General features: G+C 60.8%; 15 protein-coding genes and 11 pseudogenes. 9 read left to right on the top strand and 17 right to left on the bottom strand.

Going from position 1 to position 22,400, the window contains the following annotated elements; all coding sequences use genetic code 11:
- Positions 1 to 337: 337 nt before the first annotated feature.
- The 7 genes and pseudogenes from AB4Y42_RS38805 to AB4Y42_RS38775 all read right to left on the bottom strand — a co-directional run.
- Positions 338 to 709, bottom strand: a pseudogene (locus tag AB4Y42_RS38805) (DUF2837 family protein); the annotation flags it as partial.
- 298 nt (positions 710 to 1,007) lie between these two features.
- Positions 1,008 to 1,397 carry a type II toxin-antitoxin system VapC family toxin gene (locus tag AB4Y42_RS38800; protein WP_368692188.1) on the bottom strand — a complete coding sequence of 130 codons (390 nt, stop codon included), beginning with the start codon at positions 1,395 to 1,397 and terminating at the stop codon, positions 1,008 to 1,010.
- Positions 1,394 to 1,645, bottom strand: coding sequence for a type II toxin-antitoxin system Phd/YefM family antitoxin (locus AB4Y42_RS38795; RefSeq protein WP_368692189.1), 252 nt, complete (start codon positions 1,643 to 1,645; stop codon positions 1,394 to 1,396). Before AB4Y42_RS38795 ends, AB4Y42_RS38800 begins: the two co-directional genes overlap by 4 nt.
- Before the next feature lie 162 nt (positions 1,646 to 1,807).
- A complete protein-coding gene (locus AB4Y42_RS38790; RefSeq protein WP_368692190.1) occupies positions 1,808 to 2,500 on the bottom strand; it encodes an IS5 family transposase in 693 nt (230 codons plus the stop codon).
- Positions 2,501 to 2,742: 242 nt separating this feature from the next.
- Complete coding sequence (locus AB4Y42_RS38785; protein ID WP_368692191.1) at positions 2,743 to 3,177, bottom strand: hypothetical protein; 435 nt, start codon at positions 3,175 to 3,177, stop codon at positions 2,743 to 2,745.
- 287 nt (positions 3,178 to 3,464) lie between these two features.
- On the bottom strand, positions 3,465 to 4,058 hold the full coding sequence (locus tag AB4Y42_RS38780) for an IS5 family transposase (protein WP_368697218.1): 594 nt from the start codon (positions 4,056 to 4,058) through the stop codon (positions 3,465 to 3,467).
- A 44-nt stretch (positions 4,059 to 4,102) separates the two neighbouring features.
- A pseudogene (locus AB4Y42_RS38775) lies at positions 4,103 to 4,168 on the bottom strand (hypothetical protein); the annotation flags it as partial.
- An 871-nt stretch (positions 4,169 to 5,039) separates the two neighbouring features.
- On the opposite strand from AB4Y42_RS38775, the gene AB4Y42_RS38770 reads away from it, so the two are divergent.
- The 5 genes and pseudogenes from AB4Y42_RS38770 to AB4Y42_RS38750 all read left to right on the top strand — a co-directional run.
- Positions 5,040 to 5,402: a glycerophosphodiester phosphodiesterase family protein gene (locus AB4Y42_RS38770; RefSeq protein ID WP_368697214.1), complete on the top strand. Its 363-nt coding sequence runs from the start codon at positions 5,040 to 5,042 to the stop codon at positions 5,400 to 5,402.
- Positions 5,403 to 5,493: 91 nt separating this feature from the next.
- A pseudogene (tnpA, locus tag AB4Y42_RS38765) lies at positions 5,494 to 5,928 on the top strand (IS200/IS605 family transposase).
- An 88-nt stretch (positions 5,929 to 6,016) separates the two neighbouring features.
- Positions 6,017 to 6,834, top strand: a protein-coding gene (locus AB4Y42_RS38760; RefSeq protein ID WP_368692776.1) for an IS5 family transposase whose coding sequence is annotated in 2 segments (ribosomal slippage) — positions 6,017 to 6,365 and positions 6,365 to 6,834 — 819 coding nt in all. Because the reading frame shifts where the segments join, the coding sequence is not laid out codon by codon here.
- Between the two features lie 242 nt (positions 6,835 to 7,076).
- Positions 7,077 to 7,292 (top strand): annotated as a pseudogene (locus AB4Y42_RS38755) (transposase domain-containing protein); the annotation flags it as partial.
- Between the two features lie 7 nt (positions 7,293 to 7,299).
- Positions 7,300 to 7,455: pseudogene (locus tag AB4Y42_RS38750) on the top strand (plasmid pRiA4b ORF-3 family protein); the annotation flags it as partial.
- A gap of 44 nt (positions 7,456 to 7,499) precedes the next feature.
- On the opposite strand, the gene panC reads toward AB4Y42_RS38750, so the two are convergent.
- From panC to AB4Y42_RS38725, 5 genes and pseudogenes are all read right to left on the bottom strand, one after another.
- Positions 7,500 to 8,336: a pantoate--beta-alanine ligase gene (gene panC, locus AB4Y42_RS38745; RefSeq protein WP_368692777.1), complete on the bottom strand. Its 837-nt coding sequence runs from the start codon at positions 8,334 to 8,336 to the stop codon at positions 7,500 to 7,502.
- Between the two features lie 35 nt (positions 8,337 to 8,371).
- Positions 8,372 to 8,910 (bottom strand): annotated as a pseudogene (locus AB4Y42_RS38740) (4Fe-4S dicluster domain-containing protein); the annotation flags it as partial.
- Positions 8,841 to 9,195: pseudogene (locus tag AB4Y42_RS38735) on the bottom strand (integrase core domain-containing protein); the annotation flags it as partial. The pseudogenes AB4Y42_RS38735 and AB4Y42_RS38740, both read right to left, overlap by 70 nt.
- Before the next feature lie 637 nt (positions 9,196 to 9,832).
- Entirely contained in the window at positions 9,833 to 10,411 is a 579-nt protein-coding gene (locus AB4Y42_RS38730) for a hypothetical protein (protein WP_368692778.1), read from the bottom strand.
- 24 nt (positions 10,412 to 10,435) lie between these two features.
- Positions 10,436 to 11,011 carry a hypothetical protein gene (locus tag AB4Y42_RS38725; RefSeq protein ID WP_368692779.1) on the bottom strand — a complete coding sequence of 192 codons (576 nt, stop codon included), beginning with the start codon at positions 11,009 to 11,011 and terminating at the stop codon, positions 10,436 to 10,438.
- A gap of 154 nt (positions 11,012 to 11,165) precedes the next feature.
- Here AB4Y42_RS38725 and AB4Y42_RS38720 point away from each other — a divergent pair.
- Together AB4Y42_RS38720 and AB4Y42_RS38715 are read left to right on the top strand one after the other, a co-directional pair.
- Positions 11,166 to 14,099, top strand: a pseudogene (locus AB4Y42_RS38720) (Tn3 family transposase).
- Positions 14,100 to 14,133: 34 nt separating this feature from the next.
- Positions 14,134 to 15,495 carry a YecA family protein gene (locus tag AB4Y42_RS38715; RefSeq protein ID WP_368692780.1) on the top strand — a complete coding sequence of 454 codons (1,362 nt, stop codon included), beginning with the start codon at positions 14,134 to 14,136 and terminating at the stop codon, positions 15,493 to 15,495.
- On the opposite strand, the gene AB4Y42_RS38710 is transcribed toward AB4Y42_RS38715, so the two are convergent.
- The 3 genes and pseudogenes from AB4Y42_RS38710 to AB4Y42_RS38700 all read right to left on the bottom strand — a co-directional run bounded on the left by AB4Y42_RS38710 (position 15,456) and on the right by AB4Y42_RS38700 (position 17,892).
- A complete protein-coding gene (locus AB4Y42_RS38710) occupies positions 15,456 to 16,787 on the bottom strand; it encodes a tyrosine-type recombinase/integrase (RefSeq protein ID WP_368692781.1) in 1,332 nt (443 codons plus the stop codon). The two genes, AB4Y42_RS38715 and AB4Y42_RS38710, sit on opposite strands and share 40 nt — an antisense overlap.
- Positions 16,765 to 16,980, bottom strand: coding sequence for a hypothetical protein (locus AB4Y42_RS38705; RefSeq protein ID WP_368692782.1), 216 nt, complete (start codon positions 16,978 to 16,980; stop codon positions 16,765 to 16,767). Before AB4Y42_RS38705 ends, AB4Y42_RS38710 begins: the two co-directional genes overlap by 23 nt.
- A pseudogene (locus AB4Y42_RS38700) lies at positions 16,977 to 17,892 on the bottom strand (DNA-binding protein). The gene AB4Y42_RS38705 and the pseudogene AB4Y42_RS38700 overlap by 4 nt, the downstream one beginning before the upstream one ends.
- A gap of 305 nt (positions 17,893 to 18,197) precedes the next feature.
- On the opposite strand from AB4Y42_RS38700, the pseudogene AB4Y42_RS38695 reads away from it, so the two are divergent.
- Positions 18,198 to 18,722: pseudogene (locus AB4Y42_RS38695) on the top strand (IS5/IS1182 family transposase); the annotation flags it as partial.
- 231 nt (positions 18,723 to 18,953) lie between these two features.
- Here the strand turns inward: AB4Y42_RS38695 and AB4Y42_RS38690 are convergent.
- Together AB4Y42_RS38690 and AB4Y42_RS38685 are read right to left on the bottom strand one after the other, a co-directional pair.
- Positions 18,954 to 19,481: an RICIN domain-containing protein gene (locus tag AB4Y42_RS38690; protein WP_368692783.1), complete on the bottom strand. Its 528-nt coding sequence runs from the start codon at positions 19,479 to 19,481 to the stop codon at positions 18,954 to 18,956.
- A gap of 346 nt (positions 19,482 to 19,827) precedes the next feature.
- Positions 19,828 to 20,914: pseudogene (locus AB4Y42_RS38685) on the bottom strand (IS630 family transposase).
- A gap of 86 nt (positions 20,915 to 21,000) precedes the next feature.
- Between AB4Y42_RS38685 and AB4Y42_RS38680 the strand changes: the two are divergent.
- Complete coding sequence (locus AB4Y42_RS38680) at positions 21,001 to 21,888, top strand: LysR family transcriptional regulator (protein WP_368692798.1); 888 nt, start codon at positions 21,001 to 21,003, stop codon at positions 21,886 to 21,888.
- The last annotated feature ends 512 nt before the right edge of the window (positions 21,889 to 22,400 follow it).

Below are 22,400 nucleotides of genomic sequence, written 5' to 3'. Positions count from 1 at the left end.
TGTACATGACTTTTGAACTGGGCAGATTTCGCCCGCCCCGCTCGACGACAGTCGGGTCGGCTACTTGGTTGCCGATGACGTCCGGGGCGCTTTCGCCAATCGAATGCGCTTCATTTCGACGATAACCTGAACGCTCACGACCAATATCGCGAAACCGGCAGCGAGGTTGGGCGTCACGAGACCGACCGTCCACCAGTACACTGCAAACAGGAGATGCTGGAGCGGAAACGGAATCTCGCAGATGCGCGACCAGTCCCTGCCAGCAAGGGGGCAAACAAGGTAAGCACTTACGAGCTGCAGCGCATAAGTGCTTACCTTGCCGCTACCCCGTTTGGCTTTCGATCACGTCATCCGTCATGACAGAAACCTGCGGGTCGATGATGACGGCTAACACCACAGTTGCAAAGCCATTAATGACCGAAGAAAGATTCGCGCACGTCACCTGCAAATCTGGCTTCAGATATCCGGCGTAGAGGGACGCGAAAACACTGACAGTCCAGATGGCCATCGCGAAGACGTTGAGAGCGATTACCGTCTAGGAGACACCGGCACCGCTCGCTAGCTGAGATATGTTCTGGCGCGACGGAACTTGCGTGCCGTCCCGCATATAGTTGATGCCGCCACGGCTGAAGACGTGAAGCAAAAGGTGCGGCAACAAACGATTAGCCTGGAAGTGATCGACAGCGCGACTGAAGTAGCGCTGGAACGAAACGCATGCGGGAGAATCGGCGAGTTACGGTTGTCGTTGAGTGATCCAGCTGCGGGCCAAACCTGAGGACGTCGACTGGGACAGCAAGCCTTCGCATCTCAAAACGAAGAGAAGTTCAGCGCTCGGCTGCCGGCGCGGTGTCCGCGGCGGTGCCCCACACACGGGGCGACAGCTACGACAGCTCGGATCCGTTTCAGTATTACGACAAGGAACCACGCCATAGAAGGATCAACAGGCGGAAGTGACGCGTGCATAGCTGAGCGTTTCCGACCGCGCCCGGGGCATGGCTGCGAGCGAGCTAGACGTAGCGAACTGGAGCGAAGTCGTACCGTCTGATCTGCTCGTCATGGGTCAGAAGGACGATACCTTCGGCGATCGCCTGGCCGATGAGCAGTCGGTCAAACGGGTCACGATGCAGCGCAGAGAGCGTGGACACCTCGAATGCGTGCTGCGATTCGATAGAGAGTTCCTCATAGCCGGCATCAAGAAGGTTGCGGCGAAGCACGCGTGCGTCGACCTGAAAGTCGTCGCGGCCAAGGCCGCTCTTGATGACAATCTCCCACATGCTGGCCACACTGAAGTACAGCGTGTTGTCTTCGTCTTCGATGACCGCGCGTGCTTCGTCGGGCAGCGACGGATGGTCCGCCGCAACCCAGATCAGCAAATGCGTGTCGAGTAAGAGCTTCATTCGCCTTTTCCTTCGAACAGATCCGCCACGGCTTCGCCACCCATCGTGTCGAAGTCATCGGGAACCTTGATCAGGCCCTTCATGAAGCCGATGCGCTGTACGGGCTTGGCGGTCTCCGCCTCAAGGCGGACGACTTTGACCAGTGGCTTGCCGGCTTTCGCAATCACGAAGGGCTCCCCACCGTTGACAATCTCTTCGATCAGCCGCGACAGATTCGTCTTGGCGTCGTGGATGTTGTAGATATGCATGATCATCCTATGAACTTAGTTCAATGGACTTAGTTTACTCCGACTATGCCGAGACCGCCAGATCTACGGAATTTGGATGCCTATCGCTTGACGCTCTCGGGCGAGTCGATGCGCAAGCGCCGAAATGGTTTGACCACCGACGGCGAGGACGAGTAGAAGAGCTCACCCCGCGTCGCCGCGTCCGCAGCGCTCGCTTTGCAGTGGAATCGCTGCTCGACTTCGCGTGGAATGCCCGCTCGCCTTGCCGTGGAACGGCTGCTCGATTTGCGCGGAATACGCAGTTTCAGGCAGGCGCTCGTAGTTTCTTGCCAGTCGGCGGAAACGGTTGAGCCAGCCGAAGCTGCGCTCGACCACCCAGCTGCGTGGCAGCAACACGAACCCCTTTTTTGCCTCCGACAGCTTGATTACCTGAAGCTCAATGCCTTCATCGAGTGCCGCCTGCGCGGGCTCCTTTCCGGTATAGCCCTGATCGGCGAACGCCACTTTGATTGTGTGGCCCGTGGCCTGCTGAACCTGACGCGCCAGTTCCCCGACCTGCGCGCGCTCCTGTTCGTTGGCCGGCGTCACGTGCACCGCGAGCAGTTGACCCAGCGTGTCCACGGCCATATGCACCTTGCTGCCTTTTTTGCGCTTGTACCCGTCATAGCCCGCGCGTGGACCACTTTCGCACGTCGACTGCAGCGTACGGCCATCGAGAATGACGGCGCTGGGCTGACCGCGACGCTCCTCCTGCGCAACCCGGATAATCGAACGCAGGTCGCTCACCATGGCCTCGAAACAGCCTGCCTGAATCCAGCGTTGTGTCTGCTGATAGACCAACTCCCACGGTGGAAAGTCATTGGCAACAAACGCCACGGTGCGCCAGCGCGAACGATCCAGCGCAGCGCGTTAACCATGTCGCGCAATTCGTAGCGGCGCTGCGTCCTGGCTCATCAAGCTCAGATACGGAGCAGCGAAATACCACTCTTCATCCGATACATCCGTTGGGTAGGGTCTGCGTTTTGTCATCCCGCCAGGATACCAAGTCTGGCCCGTAGTTCCTAACACGCTAGCAGAAATGCAATCCACTTTCTACTGGATAGTGTGGTTGAAATCACCTACGTCTTCTTGCGGTCATCTTCGTCTATCAGTTGCTCGATACTTGTGCGAACTTCCTCGAGTTTAGCTCTGTATGCGTAGTGCTTCGAATCATCCCGCCACCGCTTCATCACGTCAGCAATGTCCGATGCGGTGCAAAGCCTTTCCGGTCTTCCTGCCGAACTTGTAGATCGGAGCTCCTTGATATCGCTCAGCATCTGATCGAAGTCACGCAACGGCTCCTGTTTGAGATCTGGATTGTGGGAGTAAAAGTCCCTAGCCATTGGTTCCAGAACTGCAAGAATCCGCGCGAGCTGACGACCGTATGAAAACTTCTGGGTAATGGCTATTTCAGTTTGCGGGTTGCCGGCACCTAGTAATTTCATGGTTTGATCTACCGCACCGCTTAAAGGATAGTTGTATTGGGGACACCAAAGCCACGTCAGTGGGTACATGTCGATCTCCTGTCTATCGGTGGCCCACGTCTGGAGACTGCTCAAGCTTCGGCGAGCGAGTGCGAAATCCGGGGAATAGCTCTAGTCCAGGCTTGGGCGGTGGCACGGGTCTGCGGCAAAAGTCTGCCTCTGGGACGCGAACGTTTGCGCGCCTCCTCCTGAGGAAGGAAAAATGAACTTCGTCGCTCATGTGATGGGTTTGATGGTACCCCGTAACGGACGGGTGTGCGGGAAACCCGTCCGCGAAGGCCTTTATGGAGGTGGTACGCTAGAAGTCGACAGATTTTCTATAAGAGACCGTTTCCAAAAGACTGCTCGGCACGTCTGAAGATGTTCCAGCAGACGAGCGAGCAACCAAGTTTAAGGAATGCCTCGTGAATGTCGGCTCGACGCTCAAAGCGAATGCGAAGACGACGAAAATTGTGCAGCCATGCGTGAGTCCGCTCGACCACCCAGCGGAATTTGCCGAGTCCGCTACCGTGTTCCGTACGGCGCCTGGCGATCACCGGTTCGATACCGCGCGCACGAAGCCGCTCACGATGCGGCTCGGAGTCGTAGCCGCGATCTGCGTAGATGACCTTGGGCTTGCGAAGCGGTCGGCCGCGTACGCCGCGAATGGGCGGGATCGCGTCAATGAGCGGCAGCAACTGGGTAACGTCGTTACGATTCGCGCCAGTCAGGATTGCACTGATGGGCACGCCGTTGGCGTCGACGAGGATGTGATGCTTCGAACCTGGTCGCGAGCGATCGGTGGGGTTCGGGCCAGTTTTTCGCCCGCCCCAACGGCTCGCACCGAGGATGAATCGACCGCTGCCCGTGAGAAATCGAGTTCGCCGGCCTCGCGTAACTTGGCGAGCAGCAACTCGTGCAACGCGCTCCACACGCCGGCCTTTTGCCAGTCGCGCAAACGCCTCCAGCAGGTCGGCCCCGATCCGAATCCCAGCTTGGTTGAAAGGTCGCACCAGCGTATTCCGGTCTTGAATACGAACAGGATGCCGTTCAGCGCAGCCCGGTCTGAAATCGGAAGCCGCCCCGGGGTTCTTGCGACGCGGCTTCGGCGGCGGTAGCAAAGGTTCGATCAATGCCCACAGTTCGTCATCAATGATCGGTGCGCCCATCCCCTTGGTTCCAGTTGTTCAGACGACCAAGGTTAACAGCTTGCCGAAAAGGTTAACAGCCCCCTTGGGGTCTTTTTGAAATGGTCTCTAAGAATCTTAAAACGGCCGAAAAATTATCGTTTGACTTATGTCATCCCTTCGTTCCGGGCGTGGGCCGCGCGAAAGTCTGCCTCGCTTTCGCGTTGAACGTCACCCCACGAAAGGAGCACGGTGGGTCAGGAAGAATTCTATTCTCTCGTGATGTAAGCAATCCTCTTCACCTTAGGCGCCTGATCGTCGCATCGTCCTTAACGCGACACAACCTGAAATGCGCCGTCCAGTGGCGCGTACACCCAATGGCCGAGATCGCGCGGCTCACCCATCCTTCGGGCGAAACCATGCACCCGCTCAGCAACTCGAGGAAACTGGCTTGCGAGCGAAGCGGCCCGGCGGTAAGCAGAACGTTGATCCATTCACTCAGGTAAAACTCAGAAACTCAGTGCGTTCCGACAAGGACATGGGCAATCGCAAGAGAACCGAAAACGATTCCCATTGGCCGCCGCGCTGCTTGCGCTAAAACCTCGCGCAAGCAGCGCGGCGGACTCACGATTGCCCTTCTATGTCAAGTTTTTCCGAATTGCGAATCATTTGTCAGGGCCCTTCATCGGGGTGCTGAATGTCTAAACTCGAGTAAGACTAATCGATCTTCATCAAAACACGCGTCGCGTCGATGCCCCATTTCAATACCTAATCGGAGTGTTGTCTATGTACCTGGTACTCGTGTTGCCACATCTTCGAACACGGTTCTCGAGCTTTGTCGTTCTGACCGCGGTCATGCTTACGCCTCAACCGTCGGCAGCCTGTCCGCCAGTTGAGGAAAGGATGGCCAGCTTGTTTAATCCAATACCGGAGCCTACCGTCACAGTGCTCGCGCATCGCGGACTCTGGGGCAAGGAGGCGCCGAACCCGCGCACGCCTGAGAATTCGCTCGCGTCCCTGCAGGCAGCAGATGATGCATGCACTGACGCCGTGGAGTTCGACGTGAAGCTAACGAGCGAAGGCATACCGGTCCTCATGCACGATTTCAACTTGGGGCGTACGACCGACGTCTATAACTCAGTGAGGTAAGCCACCGGCTCTGCCGGTGGACTCACCAAGGTTTGACCTTTACGACGGTCGGCGTGAATTTCCTATCTCCGCCAAGAGAAGGAGGTTCACGATGAAAGAGTATCAGAGCCTGAGCCACACGAGATGGGACTGCAAGTATCACGTAGTGTTCATTCCGAAGCGGCGCAAGAAACGGATTTTCGGGGCGTTGCGTCGGCAGCTGGGACAGATATTTCATGAACTAGCATCCTAAAAGGAGTCGAAAATCGTCGAGGGACACCTGATGGAGGATCACGTTCACATGTGCCTGAGCATTCCGTCGAAATATGCGGTATCGAACGTGGTCGGGTACATCAAGGGCAAGAGCGCAATTCAGATAGCCCGGAAGTACGGCGGCCGACAACGCAATTTTACCGGCGAGCACTTTTGGGCCCGAGGCTACTTCGTTTCCACGGTGGGGTTGGACGAGCACATGGTACGAGCGTACATCCGCAATCAGGAGGAGGAAGATGAGCGGTACGACCAGATGAAGCTGGACATGGAGTAAGAGACGGTTTCAAAAAAGAGTTCATAAGGGCTGTTAACCCGTAACGCAACCTGTTAACCTCGAACGTCGTATCAACAGGATCGAGGAGATGGGCAAACCAATCATCGACAACGAACTGTGGGCACTGATCGAGCCACTGCTACCACCAGCGAAGCCACGGCGCTTCAAGCATCCGGGCCGCAAACCGGTACCGGATCGGGCTGCGCTGACCGGCATCTTGTTCGTGCTGAAGACCGGTATCCGCTGGCGAGATTTGCCAGCGGAGATGGGGTGCGGCTCGGGCGTCAGTTGTTGGCGCAGGCTACGCGATTGGCAGCAAGCCGGTGTATGGGATCGATTGCACCTAGTGCTCCTGGCGAAATTGAGGGCGGTCGACAAGATCGATTTCTCACGCGTGGTCGTCGACTCATCGTCGATTCGCGCAGTTGGGGCGGGCGAAAAACTGGCCCGAATCCCACTGATCGAGCGCGACCAGGATCCAAGCACCACCTCGCCACCGACGCCCACGGAACACCAATCGCGGCAATCCTGACTGGCGCCAATCGTAACGACGTCACCCAACTTGTTCCGCTGATTGAGGCCATCGTACCGATTGGCGGCGTGCGTGGGCGGCCTTTGAGCCGTCCCGGCCGCGTCTACGCTGACCGGGGTTACGACCACGACAAATACCGACGCATTCTTCACGAGCGCAGTATTCCCACCAGCATCGCGCGACGCGGCCACCCCCACGGCAGTGGCCTTGGAAAGATCCGTTGGGTCGTCGAACGTACACATGCCTGGTTGCACAATTTCCGCCGTCTACGTATTCGCTTCGAACGTCGCGCCGACATTCACGAAGCGTTTCTCAAACTCGGCTGTTGCCTGATCTGCTGGAACACCCTTCAGCGAGCTCAACAGTCTTTATGAAACCGTCTCTAAGCCGCCACCGGAGGCTCACGGTTTTATGGGCGCCTTTGAGGCGCTCACAATTTCAAGCCACCGGCTTTGCCGGTGGTATCTGACTTCATCGGCAATAAGACGCAATATGACCGATGCTTAATATGAGCTGCGCAGATCGAATCAGGCTCATGATCGCTGCGGCGCGTTGTCCGGCGCGCAGCGAACCGGCAAACAGCCAGTTCCGCCTGTTATGCTGACGTCAGCATAACCGCCGCAATTATCTGTTCGCAGGCTCCGACGGCGGTGGCGAAAGCGCGGCGGTGATCTATAGGCTGATCGGTACGGCGCGCCTGAACGGCATGGAGCCGGTTGCCTACCTGCGCACGGTGTTTGAACGCATCGCCGATCATCCCATCAACCGCATCGACGAGTTACTGCCGTGGCGCCTGATGCCAGCCGAACACGTCGAGCAGCAAGCCGCGTAATAATTCGATGGCCCAAGCCCGCAAGCCCTCCCTCCGCCTGGTCAAGGCGCCAGTGCCCGATTACGTGCTGCGTGTTGAACTGCAATACATCAAGCCGGCGATCTGGCGACGAATCATCGTTCCCGACTGGATCCGGCTGGGCAAGCTGCATGTCGTGCTGCAACAGGCCATGGGCCGGGAAGGCGGGCACCTGCACGAGTCGGAACTTCAAATCTCGAGGTTATCAATAAGGCGTGTGCTGCCGAGACGCGCTGCTGCTAGCACAACGAGCTTTTGCTCGACGACTTCCGGCTCCGTTGGAGAGCGTAAGTCGGCCTGTTTTCGGACCGAGATGTAATCGGGCTTCCAGCCCCGATCGACGAGCGTTGAGAATGCGCGCCGCTCGATTCGCCGAATATCTTGTCGCCCGCCCAGGATATCCTCGCGCACGCTGTTGAGGAGCCGATGCAGCGTGGGCGCCTCCACCCGTTGCTCGGGCGTCAGAAAGCGATTGCGCGATGACAGCGCCAGTCCATCGATGTCGCGGCTGGTTTCGCCGGCTATGACATCCGTGAGCATGGCGAACTGCTTACACATTTCTCGAACTATCATCAGTTGTTGGTAGTCCTTTTTTCCAAACACCGTCACGCGCGGCTGCGCGCATAACAGCAGCTTCATTACGACCGTGCAAACGCCTTGAAAGAAACCAGGCCGGAATTCACCCTCCAGCATGTCGCCAAGGCCGCCAGGAGGCTGGACACGATACTCTTGCACCTGCGGAAAGAGGTCCCGCTCCGTCGGGGCAAAGACAACGTACACATTCTCCTTCTGAAGTTTCTCCAGGTCCGCCTCGAGGGTTCTCGGATAGCGCTCGAAATCTTCGCCTAGTCCAAACTGCAGCGGATTCACGAAAATGCTGGTGACGACCGGATCGCCATGCTGCCGTGCGAGCCTGATAAGCGAAAGATGCCCTGCATGCAGATTGCCCATGGTCGGCACGAAGGCCGTGCGGTTTTGTCCGCGCAACTGAGCTCTCAACTCCTCGATAGACCGAATCAGTTTCATACTAGAACTTGCCCCTGAGATTCACCTGGCACTGCTCACATGTTCGGATAATTCGGACGCCACCGCCTTCGGGCGTCACCCACACGATGTTCTGCGTCGGGTCCTTGATGTCACAGGTCTTGCAGTGCACGCAGTTCTGCGCGTTGATCTGCAGACGGTCGCTGTCATCGTCGTTCTTCACGAACTCGTACACCGCGGCCGGGCAGAAGCGCGCTTCCGGGCCCGCGTAGGTGCGCAGGTTCACGTTCACGGGTACGCTCGCATCCTTGAGCGTCAAGTGCGCGGGCTGGTTCTCTTCGTGGTTCGTGTTCGAAATGAACACCGACGAGAGCCGGTCGAACGTGAGCTTGCCGTCGGGTTTCGGGTACTCGATCGGCTTGCACTGCGACGCAGGCTTGAGCATTTCATGGTTGCGATGCTGGTGATGCAGCGTCCACGGCACGTTGCCGCCCAGCAGCTTCTGCTCGATGCCCACCATCAGCGTGCCCAGGTACAGGCCCTTGCTCATCCACTGCTTGAAGTTGCGCGCCTTGTACAGCTCCGTGTAGAGCCACGACTGCCTGAACGCTTCCGGTTCAACGTCGAGTGCAGACGAGCATGATTGTAGAAGCTCAGCCAATCAAGCACCTCGTCCATCGCCTCGCGACGCGTCGCAAAGCGCCGGCCGTGAATGCGCGCCTGCTTGAGCGATCCCCACAGGCTCTCGGTCGGCGAAGTGTCCCAGCAATTGGCCTTTCTGCTCATCGAGCAACGCATGCCGTAGCCCTTGAGCAGCGCCTGGAATTCGTCGCTGCAATATTGGGCTCCCACGGTCGCTGTGCAGGATCAGGCCGGCTTCGGGGCGACGGCGGAACCACGCCTGTTACCCATTGCTCAATCCCCCGTCACTGAAGTTTTACACACTCTCAGTAACGGATACGTTTTTCGAGGGCAAGGTCAAACGTGTCCGCACGTTCGCAATGGTCAATGCAGTTTACGTACCAGCTACGAAAAACCCGACACAACATATTAAATCGTTGAGTGACTGTCCTGAATGTGCGGTTTACGACATCGCGTGTTGGCAAACGGACGGGTGCACGCGCATTGCCGAAAGCGAAACACTTCGCCGGGGGGCTGTTCTCAGCATTGACGGGCGTGGTTCAAAAAGCGCGATTTTTGCGTTACACAGACGAGCGGAAGCAGCCTGCGTAAGAAAGCAGGAATAATAAGGAGTGCGGTTCAAATGGAGGTCGGCGACGACCTGCCGATGTCAGGTTCGCTGAGGCTGGAGTGGGCCGAATCCGAGCAGCGTCAGCCAGTGATCGTGAGATTGCCGCTCATCTGTTCCCTTGGGCTCTTTCCAGTTCGCTCAGGGCATCGGCTGCGGGCAAAGCGGCGATGGTTGAAGACAAACTGCAGCAGACCAAGCCAGGCCCGCCCGCCCTTCAGATGACGCCGGTTGGTCAGGTAGACGCGCAGTCGCGAGTTGAGATTTTCGACCAGAGCTGCTGCGTGTGCTATGCAGCGCCCCGGATACGGGCGGCGTAGACGCCGTGAAACGGGCGTCCGATGCGGGCTAGCAGGCGATTCCACCCTTGCCAGAACGCACTCGACGTTTCGGACTTGCGATGCAGCATGCAGACCTCGCGCACGAGATGGCGCGCCACGTTGTGCGTTCGTGCAATGGCGTCGAGTTTTGTGTCGAGCAGGCCCGCGAAAGCGAGCAGGCCGTCGCGCTGGTTCTGCAGGGCACGCCGGTATGCGCCTGTACGTGACAGATCCCGTGCTTCACGTTGCTGCAGTTCGGCAACCACGAAATCGAACAGCCGTTGACGCGTCGCGAGGTCCGGCCCAGCCAGTGACAGGATGTCACGTTCGAGCCACTGAACCAGGGTGCGCAGGTCGGCAGCCAGCTCGTGCGCATGGGCTTCATTGCGCCGAAGCGTTTCCAGCGCGGCTTCGAGGAGGCTATCCTCACCACGTCGACAGGGATTGGCCAGACGCGCTTCGAGCTGCTCGCGCCCGGTGCGAGCGCCACTGGCGACACGATGCCAGAGCGTCGCCAGTGATTTACCCTGCTGGATGATGTGGAACACGTCGCCGTGACACGGCGTATCGGGCTAGGCCATTTTTTGCCCGGCACGCAGACCGGTTCCCGCATCGGCGATCGTGTGCTCAGGATCGAGGCCCTGTGCCTGCAGGTCCAGCAGATGGATGGCCCAGGTGTCGCCGTCGCGATGGGCTTCGGGGGCGAGCAGATAGCAATAGGTCGAGGCGACATCGATACCGGCGACCACGGGTCGGGAACCCTGAAAGAGTTCGTCGTGCAGACCGACCCGGATGGGAGAGAGATCGATACCGGCGTTGACGGCGATGGCCTGCTTTGCGGCCCGCTGAAGAACGGTGTGAATCGTGCCTAGGCTGGTCGAGACGCCGAGCAGGTCGTGCATGAGTTCAAGGGTACTGCGAAACGAAACGTGGCCCACCATCGTGAGCGCCACGATGACCTGATCGAGCCATTGGCGGGTGACCGGCAGCATGAAAAGCACCTGATCTGCGTCGGCTGCCCGCGTGGTATCAAAGGCTTCATCGAGCGCTACACTGGCCGTGCCGATCTGTCGGTAGACCGTCGGGCGGCTCGGGGTCCCCGTGATTTTGATGCCGTTTACCGGGTTAGCGGGCTCCAGACCTGACAAGGCTTTGCGGTCTAGCCCTTTATAAAGTCTCCGTAAAATCAAGAGCTTGCTGTTTGCCTTCCCCGGTGGCCCGCAGTGCCTCGCCCCCAATTGTCAAGGCGATATTGTTGGCATAGCCTGAGCGGTTCCTCTTGCGGCTGCGGAGCGGACGGCGATGGAACACTGGCGGCAGGGCCTATCTCGGGATGCGGTCCATCCCGCACACGCTCAACGAGTTCGAGCTCGCCACGTTCTTCACGTTTTCCGCGAGGGAATGCGCGTTGATCAATGCGCGTCGCCGACACGTCTACCGCTTCGCGCTGGCGCTTCACATCGGTTTCGTGCGCATGACCGGTCGCACGCTCGATGCTTGCCGGTACGTGCCACACAATCTCTGGCAGCACCTGGGGCAACAGCTCCGCATCGAACCGCCCGATCTCGGGACGATGACGTCGCTGTACGACGGCCATACCGACACGCTGGTCGAACATCAGGCCTGCGCATACCAGGCGCTCGGCTTCGGCTCCATGACCGAACACCAACGCCGCTACGTGATGCGCTGGCTCAAAGCCGCGCTCTCGGGCCGGCAGGATCGTAATGGTCTGCTGCACGAACTCAAACGCTGGCTCTACGAACACCGGATCCTGTTGCCGCGCGATCGCACCTTGCGGGAACTGATCGTGCAGGCCATCCGGGACGTCGAAGCCACGCTCACGGGCGAGCTTACGCAGGCCTTTGGCGAAGCCACACTGGATCGTTGGGGCAAGCTGCTGCCGAAGCCCCATGGCGAGGCATCGAGCCTGCAGCAATGGCTGTGGTCGGTGCCGCTGCGCAATTCGACGCGACAGATGAGCGAACTCTTGCGCAAGCTCGACTGTCTGGTCGAGCTCGGCGTACAGGTGCAGTGGCCCGACACATGCAACGAAGCTATCGTCCGGCATTATGCGCGGCGCTGCGCGGACCGCAAACCCTCGGTGAGCCACCGCATCCAGCCGGCCATACGGCGGCTCGAGGCCGCCTGCTTCATGCGCTACGCGTTGTGCTCGGCAACCGACCAGCTCCTGTCGATGCTCGGCGACTGGGTCCGCAAGGCGATCAGGACAGCCAATGATCGGGTGGCCGCCTCGCGCCCGGATCTGAAGGCGCAGCTGCGCGAATTTGCCACGGCAGTCAAGGTGCTCGCAGGCAACAAGGATCTGACACGCGATGCGCTTGCCAGGCAATTGTGCGAACTGGCGGACGCAGTCCTCAAACAGGATGCACCCAGTCGGACCAGCCTGATGCGGGCACAGCTCGTCTCGAAGCGGCGCGTCGCGCGTGCACTGCTTGCAAAGCTGCTGGACCTACCTTTCCAGGCCCAGAGCGCCCATCCGGTCATGGATGCGCTCACCTTGCTGCGCGAGCGCTACTCGAACAAGGCGGTCGATCTGCCAACGGACACGCAGATCCCGCTTGGACGGGCCTGGCAGCGGATGATCGCCAGCGAGAACCGCACCGACGCGCTGATCGCCTTCGAATGGGCGACGCTCTTTGCCTTGCGGGTGGCCCTGCGCAATGGATCGGTCTATGTCGAGCACAGCTTCTCGTTTCGCAGCCTCGGCATGCTGTTGATCCCCGCTGACGACTGGCAACGTCAGCGCAACCATTTCTACGGGCAGTTGGGGTTGCCGCAGGATCCGAGGGTGTTTCTCGAACCCGTCATCAGGCACCTTGACGAAGGCCTCGAGCGTCTGAGCGAAGCGGTCGAACGCGGCGAAGTCCACGTCGACGACGCGGTTCATCTCGATGCCCTGAGGGCCGAGCCGGGACAGAAGGCGGTCGAGGACCTGCGCCGAGCCCTGTTCGCGTCACGCCCGGACGGGCAGCTGCCCGAGATCATCCTGCAGGTGGACAGCGAGGTGCGCTTCAGCTGGATCCTGCTGGGGCGCGAGCCGCGCTCGCGCAGTGAACTGCTGATGCTCTACGCCGCCATCCTCGCGCATGGCACCTCGATGTCCGCCGCCGACATCGCGCGCATGGTACCCGAGCTGTCGGCCGAGGCGATCCGCCAGATGATGCGCCGCATTGCCGATGAACGGCTGCTGCGTCAGGCAGCCGACGCCGTGCTGCAGTTTATGCACAGCCATCCGGTCACCCAGTACTGGGGGCGAGCGGATCTCGCATCATCGGACATGACGTCGCTCGAGACTGCCCGAACGGTCTGGCAGGCCCGCGCCGACCCACGCCGGCGCACGCGCTCGATCGGCATGTACACGCACGTGCACGACCGCTGGGGCGTCTTCTACGATCAGCCCATCCTGCTAAACCAGCGGCAGGCAGGGGCTGCGATCGAGGGCGTCATTCTCCAGGACAGCATTGACGACGTCGCGCAAATTGCGGTGGATACTCACGGCTATACTGATTTCGCGATGGCGCTCGCACGTGGGGCCGGCTTCGATCTGTGCCCCCGGCTGGCGCATCTGCGCGACCGGCGACTGCATGTGCCCGCCGGACACGCGGTGCCCGAACTGCTGAGGGATGTCACCGACGGCGACGTCGCGTCAAGGCCATCGAGGCCATCTGGGATGAGTTCGTGCGCGTGGTCGCTTCTGTCTGCAGCGGGCGCTGCACGGCCGTCCAGGCCCTGTCGCGCTTCGGTTCCGATGCGCGCGGCCAGCCCCTCTATGACGGCGGCATGTATCTCGGCCGGCTGTTTCGCTCGATCTTCCTGATCGACTACTTCACCACCCCGGCGTTTCGGCGCGAACTGCACCATGCGCTCAATCGCGGCGAAGCGGTGCATAGCGTGCAGCGCGCCATCCATCAGGGCAAGATTGCGCTTGAACTCGCGCGGCAGCCGCATTCGCTGGTCGCAGTTTCTTCCGCGCTAACGCTGCTTACCAACGCCGTCATGGCCTGGAACACGATGCACATGCAGCACGCACTCGAAACCATCGAACGGCTTGGCCAGGCCCCTGTCATCGCCGAACACATGCGACGCATTGCGCCCACCGCGCTGGAAGGCATCAACCTGCGCGGCACGTTCGATTTCCCGGTCGCCCAGTACGTCAGTCGCCTCATGCCCAGCACCATCGCCGTTCCGGTATCGGCCCTCGCCGGGGCAAGGTAACATGCGGCTGTCGTGACCATGGTAACCCACCACCATGACCCATCGCCCCGGCCGCAACGATCCCTGTCCCTGCGGCAGCGGCAGCGGCAGGAAGTACAAGCACTGCTGCCTCAATGCCGACCTTCCCCGCGACGAGGATCCGTCCAGCGCCGTTCCCCGTGCGCTGACCTGGCTCGAGAACCGGCACGGACGTGCCGTGCGCGAGGCGATCGACGATGCCTTGTTCGAAGACCTCGACGATGACGATCTCGAGGATTTCGGCGACCTGGATGAGGATATCCGCGAGTTCATCATCGGTCAGACCTACGAGTGGTTGCTGGCCGAAGGCGAGATTCAGGTGCGCGGCGAGCCGCGTCGTGTCGCCGACCTGCTGCTCGGCACGGGTGGCCCGACATTCAGTGACACCCAGCGCGCCTGGCTCACGCAGCTGGCCACAACGCCGCTGCGGCTCTACACCGTGACCGACGTCAAGCCTCAACGATCGATGACCGTGTGCGATGTGCTCGATCCGGACGTCGAGCCCGCTATCGTCTCCGAAAGCGTGGGCAGCAAGGCCGACCTGCTCGGCGCGACCATCGGCTTGCGCGTGATCCGGGAGAACGGGGCATTCGTCCTGTCGGGCACGATGCATGTTTTCGTCCCGATGCAGGCCGCCCATCTGCTTCGGTGGATTCGCGAGACCAGCGAACCCGGACAGGAGCCGACCGCTTCGGAGCTCAGTTTCATGATCCGTCGCGCGTGGCTCGCGCAGTTTTTCGAGGACCTTGAGCCGCCCACGCTGATCGACGCCGCGAGCAACGAGCCGTTGCTGCTCGTGACCGACCGCTATCGCGTGCGCGATTGGGAGAAGGTGGCTGCGGTGCTCGCCGCGCAGCCCGATGTCGAGGGCAATCCCGGGCAGGGCTGGGAACGGCGCATCGACTGCGATAATGGTCAGGTCCGCAGCGCCATCAGCCGCACGCGCGACGGTGAACATCTCATCGTGTTCTGCCGCACGCAGCACGATGCCGATGACAGCCGCAACTGGTTCGACGCGATCATGAGAGACGCCGTCGAATTTCGCATTCGCGACATCCAGGATCCCGTCGGCGCACTCGGCCGCATGGGCGACGATCCATCCCCCACATCCGGGGCCGCCGATCTGCCGCCCGAGCTCGCGACATCGGCCATCCGGCAGGCGCTGATGCGTATCTACGCGGACTGGCCCGATGAACCGATGCCGATCCTGGACGGGCGATCGCCTCGCGAGGCGATAGTCACGCCCGCTGGGCTGGAGCGCGTCAAGGGCCTGCTGCGCACCTACCAGCGGGATGAGAACCGGCAGGCGCAATTGCAGCAGCGCGAGCCCGTGTCGCTTCAGTTTCTCTGGGACGCCCTGGGCCTCGCGCCCGAATGAGGTGCGTCGTGCGACGCGAACGTCCCCTCGACGAACGCGCGCAACTGCGAGAGATCCGTTTTCGCGTACGCAGCGGTTGTCTGCACCGACGCATGGCCGAGCAGCGCCTGCGCCACCGGCAGCGGGACCTGGTGGTCGACGATCATCTGTCGCGCGTAGGCATGCCGCAGCCAGTGCGGCGACGCCTGCCGCAGGCGGGCGGCCCCCTCGGGGTCCGCGTTTGCAAGACGTTCCGCGGCCGCCACGAAGATCGCCTTGACTTCGTCGTACAGGCCCGAACCCTTCAGCGAGCCGCCCTTGAGTCCATGGACCAACGCGGCGTGTTCAAGGAGCGGTGGTTGCGACGGCAGGCCGCGCAACTCACGGTAGGTCCGCAACACGGACACGCAGACCGCCGGCAGGGGAATCGCGCGCGTCCTGCGGCCCTTGCCGAGCACCGTGAGCGTCCAGCTGCCATGCCCGTCGACCTCGACCTTCGGCAACTGCGCCTCGTCGGACCACACGAGTTCGATCAGCCGCACGCCGGCATAGCGGTACAGCGCCCAGATCGCACGGCGCCGCGCGGTGATCAGGGGATCGTCGCCCGCAGCGGCTTCGGTCACCCACGCATCGCATGCGGCGAGCAACGCCGGCGGCAGCATGCGCTGGGGCGCGAAGCTCGCGCGCGAACGGCCGCCGCGCACGACGCCGGCAGCGGGGTTGGCACTCAGATACCCGGTTTCCGTCCAGTAACGGAACAGGCTCGCGATGACGGCGAGCGCCCGGGACTGCAATGCCTCCGACATCCTGCGCGGCGTATCACCCACGGTCTCCGGCGCTGGCTGGCGCAGGGCCTGCCGGTACGCGAGCAGGTCATGGCGCGTCAGGTCGGACAGCGGCCCGAGCTGTCGCGTCTCGCACCAGGTGACGAGGCGGCGCAGCTCGGTGCGGTACGCGCGCAGTGTGTGCGGCGAACGGCTCGCCCGGTCGCGCAGGAACAGCGCCGCCGCCTGGGCGTCGTCACCGACGCCGAGCGTATTCGTTGCGCTCGCCACCGCCGCGAAACGCCCGGCGCGCGCGAGCCACTCGACCAGCGGCCGGGGCAAGGTCATCAGGGCCGTGGCCTCCCGTTTCGGCTCACCGGTCGCAACAAGCTCCCCGCCTTCGGGTACCGGCTTGAAGCGCCGGCGATGCGTATGCAGCACGCGGGCCAGCACGGCGTCGGGAGCGGGCGCCGCGTCGACAGTGACCGTACGCACACGACCGCGGTCCCAGTATTCGACAGCGGCCTCATGATCCAGCAGCACACGCATGACGGCCGGCCGTGCCGCCTTCGCGTCGGCCAGTGAGGCATGACGCTACCTGATCATGCGTCCAGCGCGTATAAACGACGTGACCGAGCACATCGGCCAGATACGCGATGGCATCTCCGGCGCCGGCCGGCAGGCGCTGCGGGGGCAGCGTGCCGTGATCGATCCAGTCCGACGGGTTCATCGGGGCGCTCATGCTTTCTTCGCGCGCGTGGTGGCACTCCCTTTCGCTGCGGTCTTTGTGCGCCGAGCGCTCGCCAGCCCCGCGGAGGCGCCCGGCGGCCGACGCGGCACATTGAGCCCGGACACCACGCGCATCAGTTCGTCGATGCTGCGCATGCTGGCTCGAGTTGACGGCCTTCAGCGCGAGCGCCTCGCCGACCGCCTGCTGGCGTGTCGCCCGCTCACCGGCAAGCTCCGCTTCGAGCCGCTCGCGCTCGCCCTCGAGCGCGGCGATACGACGCTCGGCGAACTTCAGCTGCGAGGCGAACTGCCCGTGTTCCTTCTTCAGCGCCTCGCGCTGGTGCGCCGTTTCCTGGAGCAGCTGTTTCGACAGCGCCTCGTACCGCTGCTGCGCCTGGGCAAGTCCTTGCGCGTGCGCGTGCGCGTGCTCGAGCGTCGCCCGTCCGGTTGTGGGGGCATCGAGCTGGCTCTGCAGCTCAGCCAGCTCCGCGTCGCGGCTGGTGAGGGCCGCGCGCAGTTCGGTCACTTCCTGGCGCAGCAGCTCGACACGCAGCCCGGCGTCGGTACGCGCCGCCTCGGCCGCAGCGACCGCCTGCTGCGCCTCGGCCTTCAGGCGTACGACGTCGTCGAGCTGGACGGTAACGGCGGCCTGCCAGAGCGCGTGCATCTGCTCGGCGATATCCGGCGGAATGCCGGGGATCGCGATTTCGGCCAGCCCGGCGCGCACGACCTCGGCCTCGATCACGTTGAGGGCACGCGCGAGCGTGGCCGGGTCGCCGGCACCGAGCCGTGCGCGCAGTTTGCGCACCGACACGAGCTGCCGGAAGCGCGCCCCGCTCACGGGCGTCGCGTCACCCGCTTCGGCGAGCATCGCCAGCACGGTGGCGCGGATCTGTTCAGGGGTGGCGGCGGCCGGACGGGACATGGCGAGCTCCAAGCGGAAAACGGGTGATTTTTCAGGCCATTGTTCCATACATTTCTAACGTTAGAAAATCAGTTTTACTACGGGAATATATAGCTACCAAGAATAATACTTATCGCCGCCATGCAGGCCCGACTGACCCGCTCGAGAGCCCAACAGGCTGGATAAGCCCCTCCGGCTTGGTTCTTCACGCAATACAAAAAGACCAGACAGCAACCATTTGATTTATTTTGAAATTAATGTAGGGGCAGACCGGAAAACCTTGTCGCCAGCTAACCCGGTAAACGGCACGAAAAGCACGGGGACCCCTGCATGCGCCAGAAGTCGAATGTTTGGCGAAAGGCAAGGCTCGCTCGCCCTACGAATTCGGTGTGAAAGTGTCGATCACGACGACACACAAGGAAGGGCTTGTGGTCGGCGCCCGCTCGATGCCAAGCAACCCATACGACGGTCACACGCTGGCAGAAGCGTTGGAGCAGGCCGCGATCCTGACCGATGTGAAGCCCGAAGTCGCCATCGTGGATCGCGGTTATAAGGGTGTCGCTGTCGAGGGAGTGAAGGTCTACCACCAAGGATTGCGGCGCGGTATCACGAGGGGCCTGCGTGCGATGATCCAAAGGCGAAACGCGATCGAGCCTGCCATTGGTCACATGAAGGCCGACGGCAAACTCGATCGAAACTGGCTCAAAGGCGCGCTCGGTGATGCGATTCACGCTGTGCTTTGTGGCGCCGGCCACAACCTACGCATGATCCTCAGGAAGCTGCGGTTTTTTTGCGCCCTTGTTCTGTTCGCTTTGCTCAACAGCTCGACCACTGTCGTCTTCAAGGCATGAGGGCTAGCGCCGCACAAAACGATTTATTCAGGCCGGACTACTGATTCTTGATCTGGCCGCGACGCCATGGATATGGCGTGCGCAACCAGATGTCCAGGTGGTGTTAGCGAATCTTAAGCCATCAGGCGATCGGCAGCAGCAACCAAGACGGTACGCCGTCAACGCTTACCTCCGACTGCTCTCGACATGGAAGCATCCCCGATAGCGTTTAGATCTGCTAGCGTCCTGATGCTACTTTCTTGCTGCCGCGAAGTGGTGCTCGTCTATTTCATCGTTATTGTGCACAACGCCGAGTTTTGGACTCCCTGACAGGTGCACGCCACTGCGTTGAAGTACATTCAGCGTCGGTACAGGCAGAGAACTCCACTCCTGGTTCTTCCCGCCATTGTACGGCCAGATCAGAACCGGATTTCCGGGGACTGTGATGCCGCCGGAATTGTCGAGAACCATGGTCGGATATTCGACGTTCGAAATGTACGGCGGGCGTCCCACCCAGTTCCACAGTTGGCTGTTTCGTCCCAGCACGAGGTCCGCAACAATTACCTGACCCTTCTGCCCATCGAATCCCTGAATATCAAGACATTTCGTCGGATCGGCGGCCAATGTGATGTAGCCGCTATTGGGATCCATGTTCCACTGGGATAGTTTCCCGCCAATACCGGCCAATTCTTGCAACGTGACGAGCGAGCCGGCAGCCGCGCTGGTTGCACCAATGCACAAGTTGGAATTTTGCAAACTCTGGATTACATATGCTGTCATATTTGCCTCCGGTTTTGAAAAGCCGACACATCCGGTAAAAGCCCGCCTTCTACCTCGGTCGGCAGATCGCACCAACCAGCATCCATATGTGTGCCCGAATTTGGCACTGGCAAATGCATATTGAGCAACACGAATCGAAAAGTCAGAGCAAGGCACACGCTGCTTGGCAAATGAAGTCTACTGAGAAGCGCACTTTTTCATGTTGACCGGAGTCAATGACACTGCTGAGCGCTGCATCGAGCCCTCCTACGTCAGGATCAAGGCTGCGAATTTCGTGAAACTTCCTCGTTGCGAGTATTTTTTGCATCAGTCGGCGGCTTAAGACTCGCTGACACAACTTGGACATCTAGTGTTCCGTTCCGCTGATTCGCGTACATAGTCTTTGTAGCTTGGCGAGGATGGAGTCAGCGGTAGCGGTTCACATGAATGGCTCGCAGTTCTGGTTGTAGTGGGAGACAAATTGATCGATACGTTTAACCAGTTGCTTGACCGAACCAAACGAACCACGGCGGATGGCCTTGCCGGTGATCAGAACGAAGAAGCGTTCGACCTGGTTAAGCCACGAACTGTAAGTCGGGATGAAATGCATATGCCACCGAGGACGTGCTGCCAACCACGCTTTGACCTTCGGATGCTTGTGGGCACTGTAGTTGTCCACGATGCAGTGGACGTCAAGGGCGGCCGGCACCGCCTTGTCGATTTCGCGCAGAAACGACAGGAATTCCTGATGCCGGTGACGCGGTTTGCAGGTGGCGAGCACTGCACCGTTGAGCACGTTCAGCGCCGCGAACAGCGTCGTTGTGCCATGGCGCTTGTAGTCATGAGTGACTCCTTCAACGTAGCCGAATCCCATCGGCAGCATGGGTTGCGTACGCTCGAGCGCCTGACACTGGCTCTTCTCGTCCACGCACAAGACCAGAGCATTCTCCGGCGGACTCAGGTAAAGGCCGACCACGTCGCGCAATTTCTCGATGAAGAACGGTCGAGAGCTTGAAGCTTTCGCTGCGATGCGGTTGCAGACCCAACAGCTTGAAGTAACGGTGCACACTGGTCGGCGAGATCGCTGTTTCGGCAGCAATCGTACGTACGCTCCAGTGCGTGGAGCCATCGGCGGGTTTGGTGTGCAGGGTCTTGTGAATCAGCTGAGCCACCCGCTCATCGTCGATCGTGCGCGGCTTGCCGCGGCGCACTTCGTCATAAAGTCCGTTGATGCGCTGATCCAGAAACCGAAGACGCCACTTCCCCACCGTGGCGCGCGTGAGTTGCAGGCGCTGCGCGATCGCACTGTTGGGCTCTCCGTCCACCGCCGCCAGCACGATGCGCGCCCGCGTGACCAGCGCAGCCGAAATCGAGCGAGAACGTGTGATCGATATCAGTTGCAAGCGCTCGTCTTCGTTCAGCACCAGTTCCGCCTTAGGTCGCCCCATCGACATGCTGATGTCTCCCGTTCCACTGACGTCAACATGCTACGCGAACATAGATTAATTAACAACGGAACGGAACACTAGACCTCCAGTATCTGTCGATCGTCATGGAAGTCGACCGTCTCGGCAGAGTGACGGCCGCTGCCGAACGCCTGAATGTCACGCAGTCCGCGCTGTCACACATGGTCCGGAAGTTCGAGGAGCGGCACGGCGTCAAGCTGTGGACGAAGAACGGCCGCGGATTGCGTTTCACGCACGCAGGGGAATATTTGCTAAGTCTCGCGGGACGCGTGATCCCGCAGATGGAACACGCCGAACGCACGCTGACCAATTTCGCCGAAGGTCGCCGCGGAGCGTTGCGCGTGGGAATGGAGTGTCATCCGTGCCAGAAGTGGTTGACGCGCCTGACGCCTCATTATCTCGCCGCGTGGCCTGACGTCGATTTCGACGTGCGCACCGCTTTCCGCTTCGAAGGCGTCGTTGCGCTGCTCGGCTACGAGATCGACATGCTGATCACGCCGGACCCCATCGACCTGCCTGACATCGCTTTCGCACCTGTTATAGACTACGAACTGATGCTCGTCGTGCAGGACGCGCATCCGCTTGCCGCGCGCGAGTTTGTGCTGAAGCAGGATCTGATGAACGAGGAGCTCATCACCGTTCCCGTCAGCAAGGAGCGTCTGGACATCTTCACGCGGTTTCTCGTGCCCGCGCATTGCAAGCCGAGGTATCACCGGACGGCGGAGGAGACAGAACTGATGCTGCAACTCGTCGCGGCCGGACGCGGCGTCGCGGTGTTGCCGGACTGGCTTGTAGCGGAAGAGGGCGAAGGGTTGGCTGTACGGGCCATTCGTCTGGGCGAGCCGGGTATCAGCAAATGCATCAATGTAGGTGTGCGGAACGGAGAAGAGGAAATCGCTTACATCGCGGGGTTTCTCGACCTTGCGCGAGAGCTCGGCGCGACGTGTAGTCGTCACGCTTAAAGCGAAGTACGTTGAGGCTTTGGAACCTCGTGGTTCGATCCGATGCACATACTTCTTTACTCAAGCTGCTTGTTGCGGTGTGGGTAACTCGAAGACGTTGTACAGGCCCCTACCACTCGGCCATGGGGAGATCGCTCGCTGCTGTTCGGGATCCGGACGGCAATCTGGTTGACTTCTTCGCGCCGGTCAGCGCGGAGGCACTCGCAAGTACATGAAAGGGATGCGGCAGCGGGTTCCGCTGCCGCATCCCACTCGGTGTCCGACCGCTGTCCCTCCTTCCCCCAAACAGCGCAGTGCGCCTCCGGCCGCACAAGTGAGTCCCTACTCGCCTCTCCCGCAGACGCGGTGACGTCATTACCAGGTTCATCTTGGGGGGCGAACAAGGTAAGCACTTATGCTCTGCAGCGCATAAGGCTGATTAGGCACAGTTCCCGATTACGCTCAGTTCGCGGGCAGGGGCGATTCACTTGGGTTGCTGGGCATTGGTTGTTGCTGTCCGGGACTGGAAACGT

The sequence above is a fragment of the Paraburkholderia sp. EG286B genome (assembly GCF_040965655.1).
Lineage (GTDB): Bacteria > Pseudomonadota > Gammaproteobacteria > Burkholderiales > Burkholderiaceae > Paraburkholderia.
Note: the sequence above shows the minus strand (reverse complement) of the source record. Positions and strands in the feature narration are given on the sequence as shown.

Coding starts and splice junctions, on each gene's coding strand:
- AB4Y42_RS38785 (WP_368692191.1), bottom strand. CDS start 3,177: ATGTACCCACTGACGTGGCTTTGGTGTCCCCAATACAACTATCCTTTA.
- AB4Y42_RS38710 (WP_368692781.1), bottom strand. CDS start 16,787: ATGCGTGTGCTGCTGGATCATGAGGCCGCTGTCGAATACTGGGACCGC.
- AB4Y42_RS38705 (WP_368692782.1), bottom strand. CDS start 16,980: ATGAGCGCCCCGATGAACCCGTCGGACTGGATCGATCACGGCACGCTG.
- AB4Y42_RS38770 (WP_368697214.1), top strand. CDS start 5,040: ATGTACCTGGTACTCGTGTTGCCACATCTTCGAACACGGTTCTCGAGC.
- panC (WP_368692777.1), bottom strand. CDS start 8,336: ATGAAACTGATTCGGTCTATCGAGGAGTTGAGAGCTCAGTTGCGCGGA.
- AB4Y42_RS38690 (WP_368692783.1), bottom strand. CDS start 19,481: ATGACAGCATATGTAATCCAGAGTTTGCAAAATTCCAACTTGTGCATT.
- AB4Y42_RS38795 (WP_368692189.1), bottom strand. CDS start 1,645: ATGCATATCTACAACATCCACGACGCCAAGACGAATCTGTCGCGGCTG.
- AB4Y42_RS38715 (WP_368692780.1), top strand. CDS start 14,134: ATGACCCATCGCCCCGGCCGCAACGATCCCTGTCCCTGCGGCAGCGGC.
- AB4Y42_RS38800 (WP_368692188.1), bottom strand. CDS start 1,397: ATGAAGCTCTTACTCGACACGCATTTGCTGATCTGGGTTGCGGCGGAC.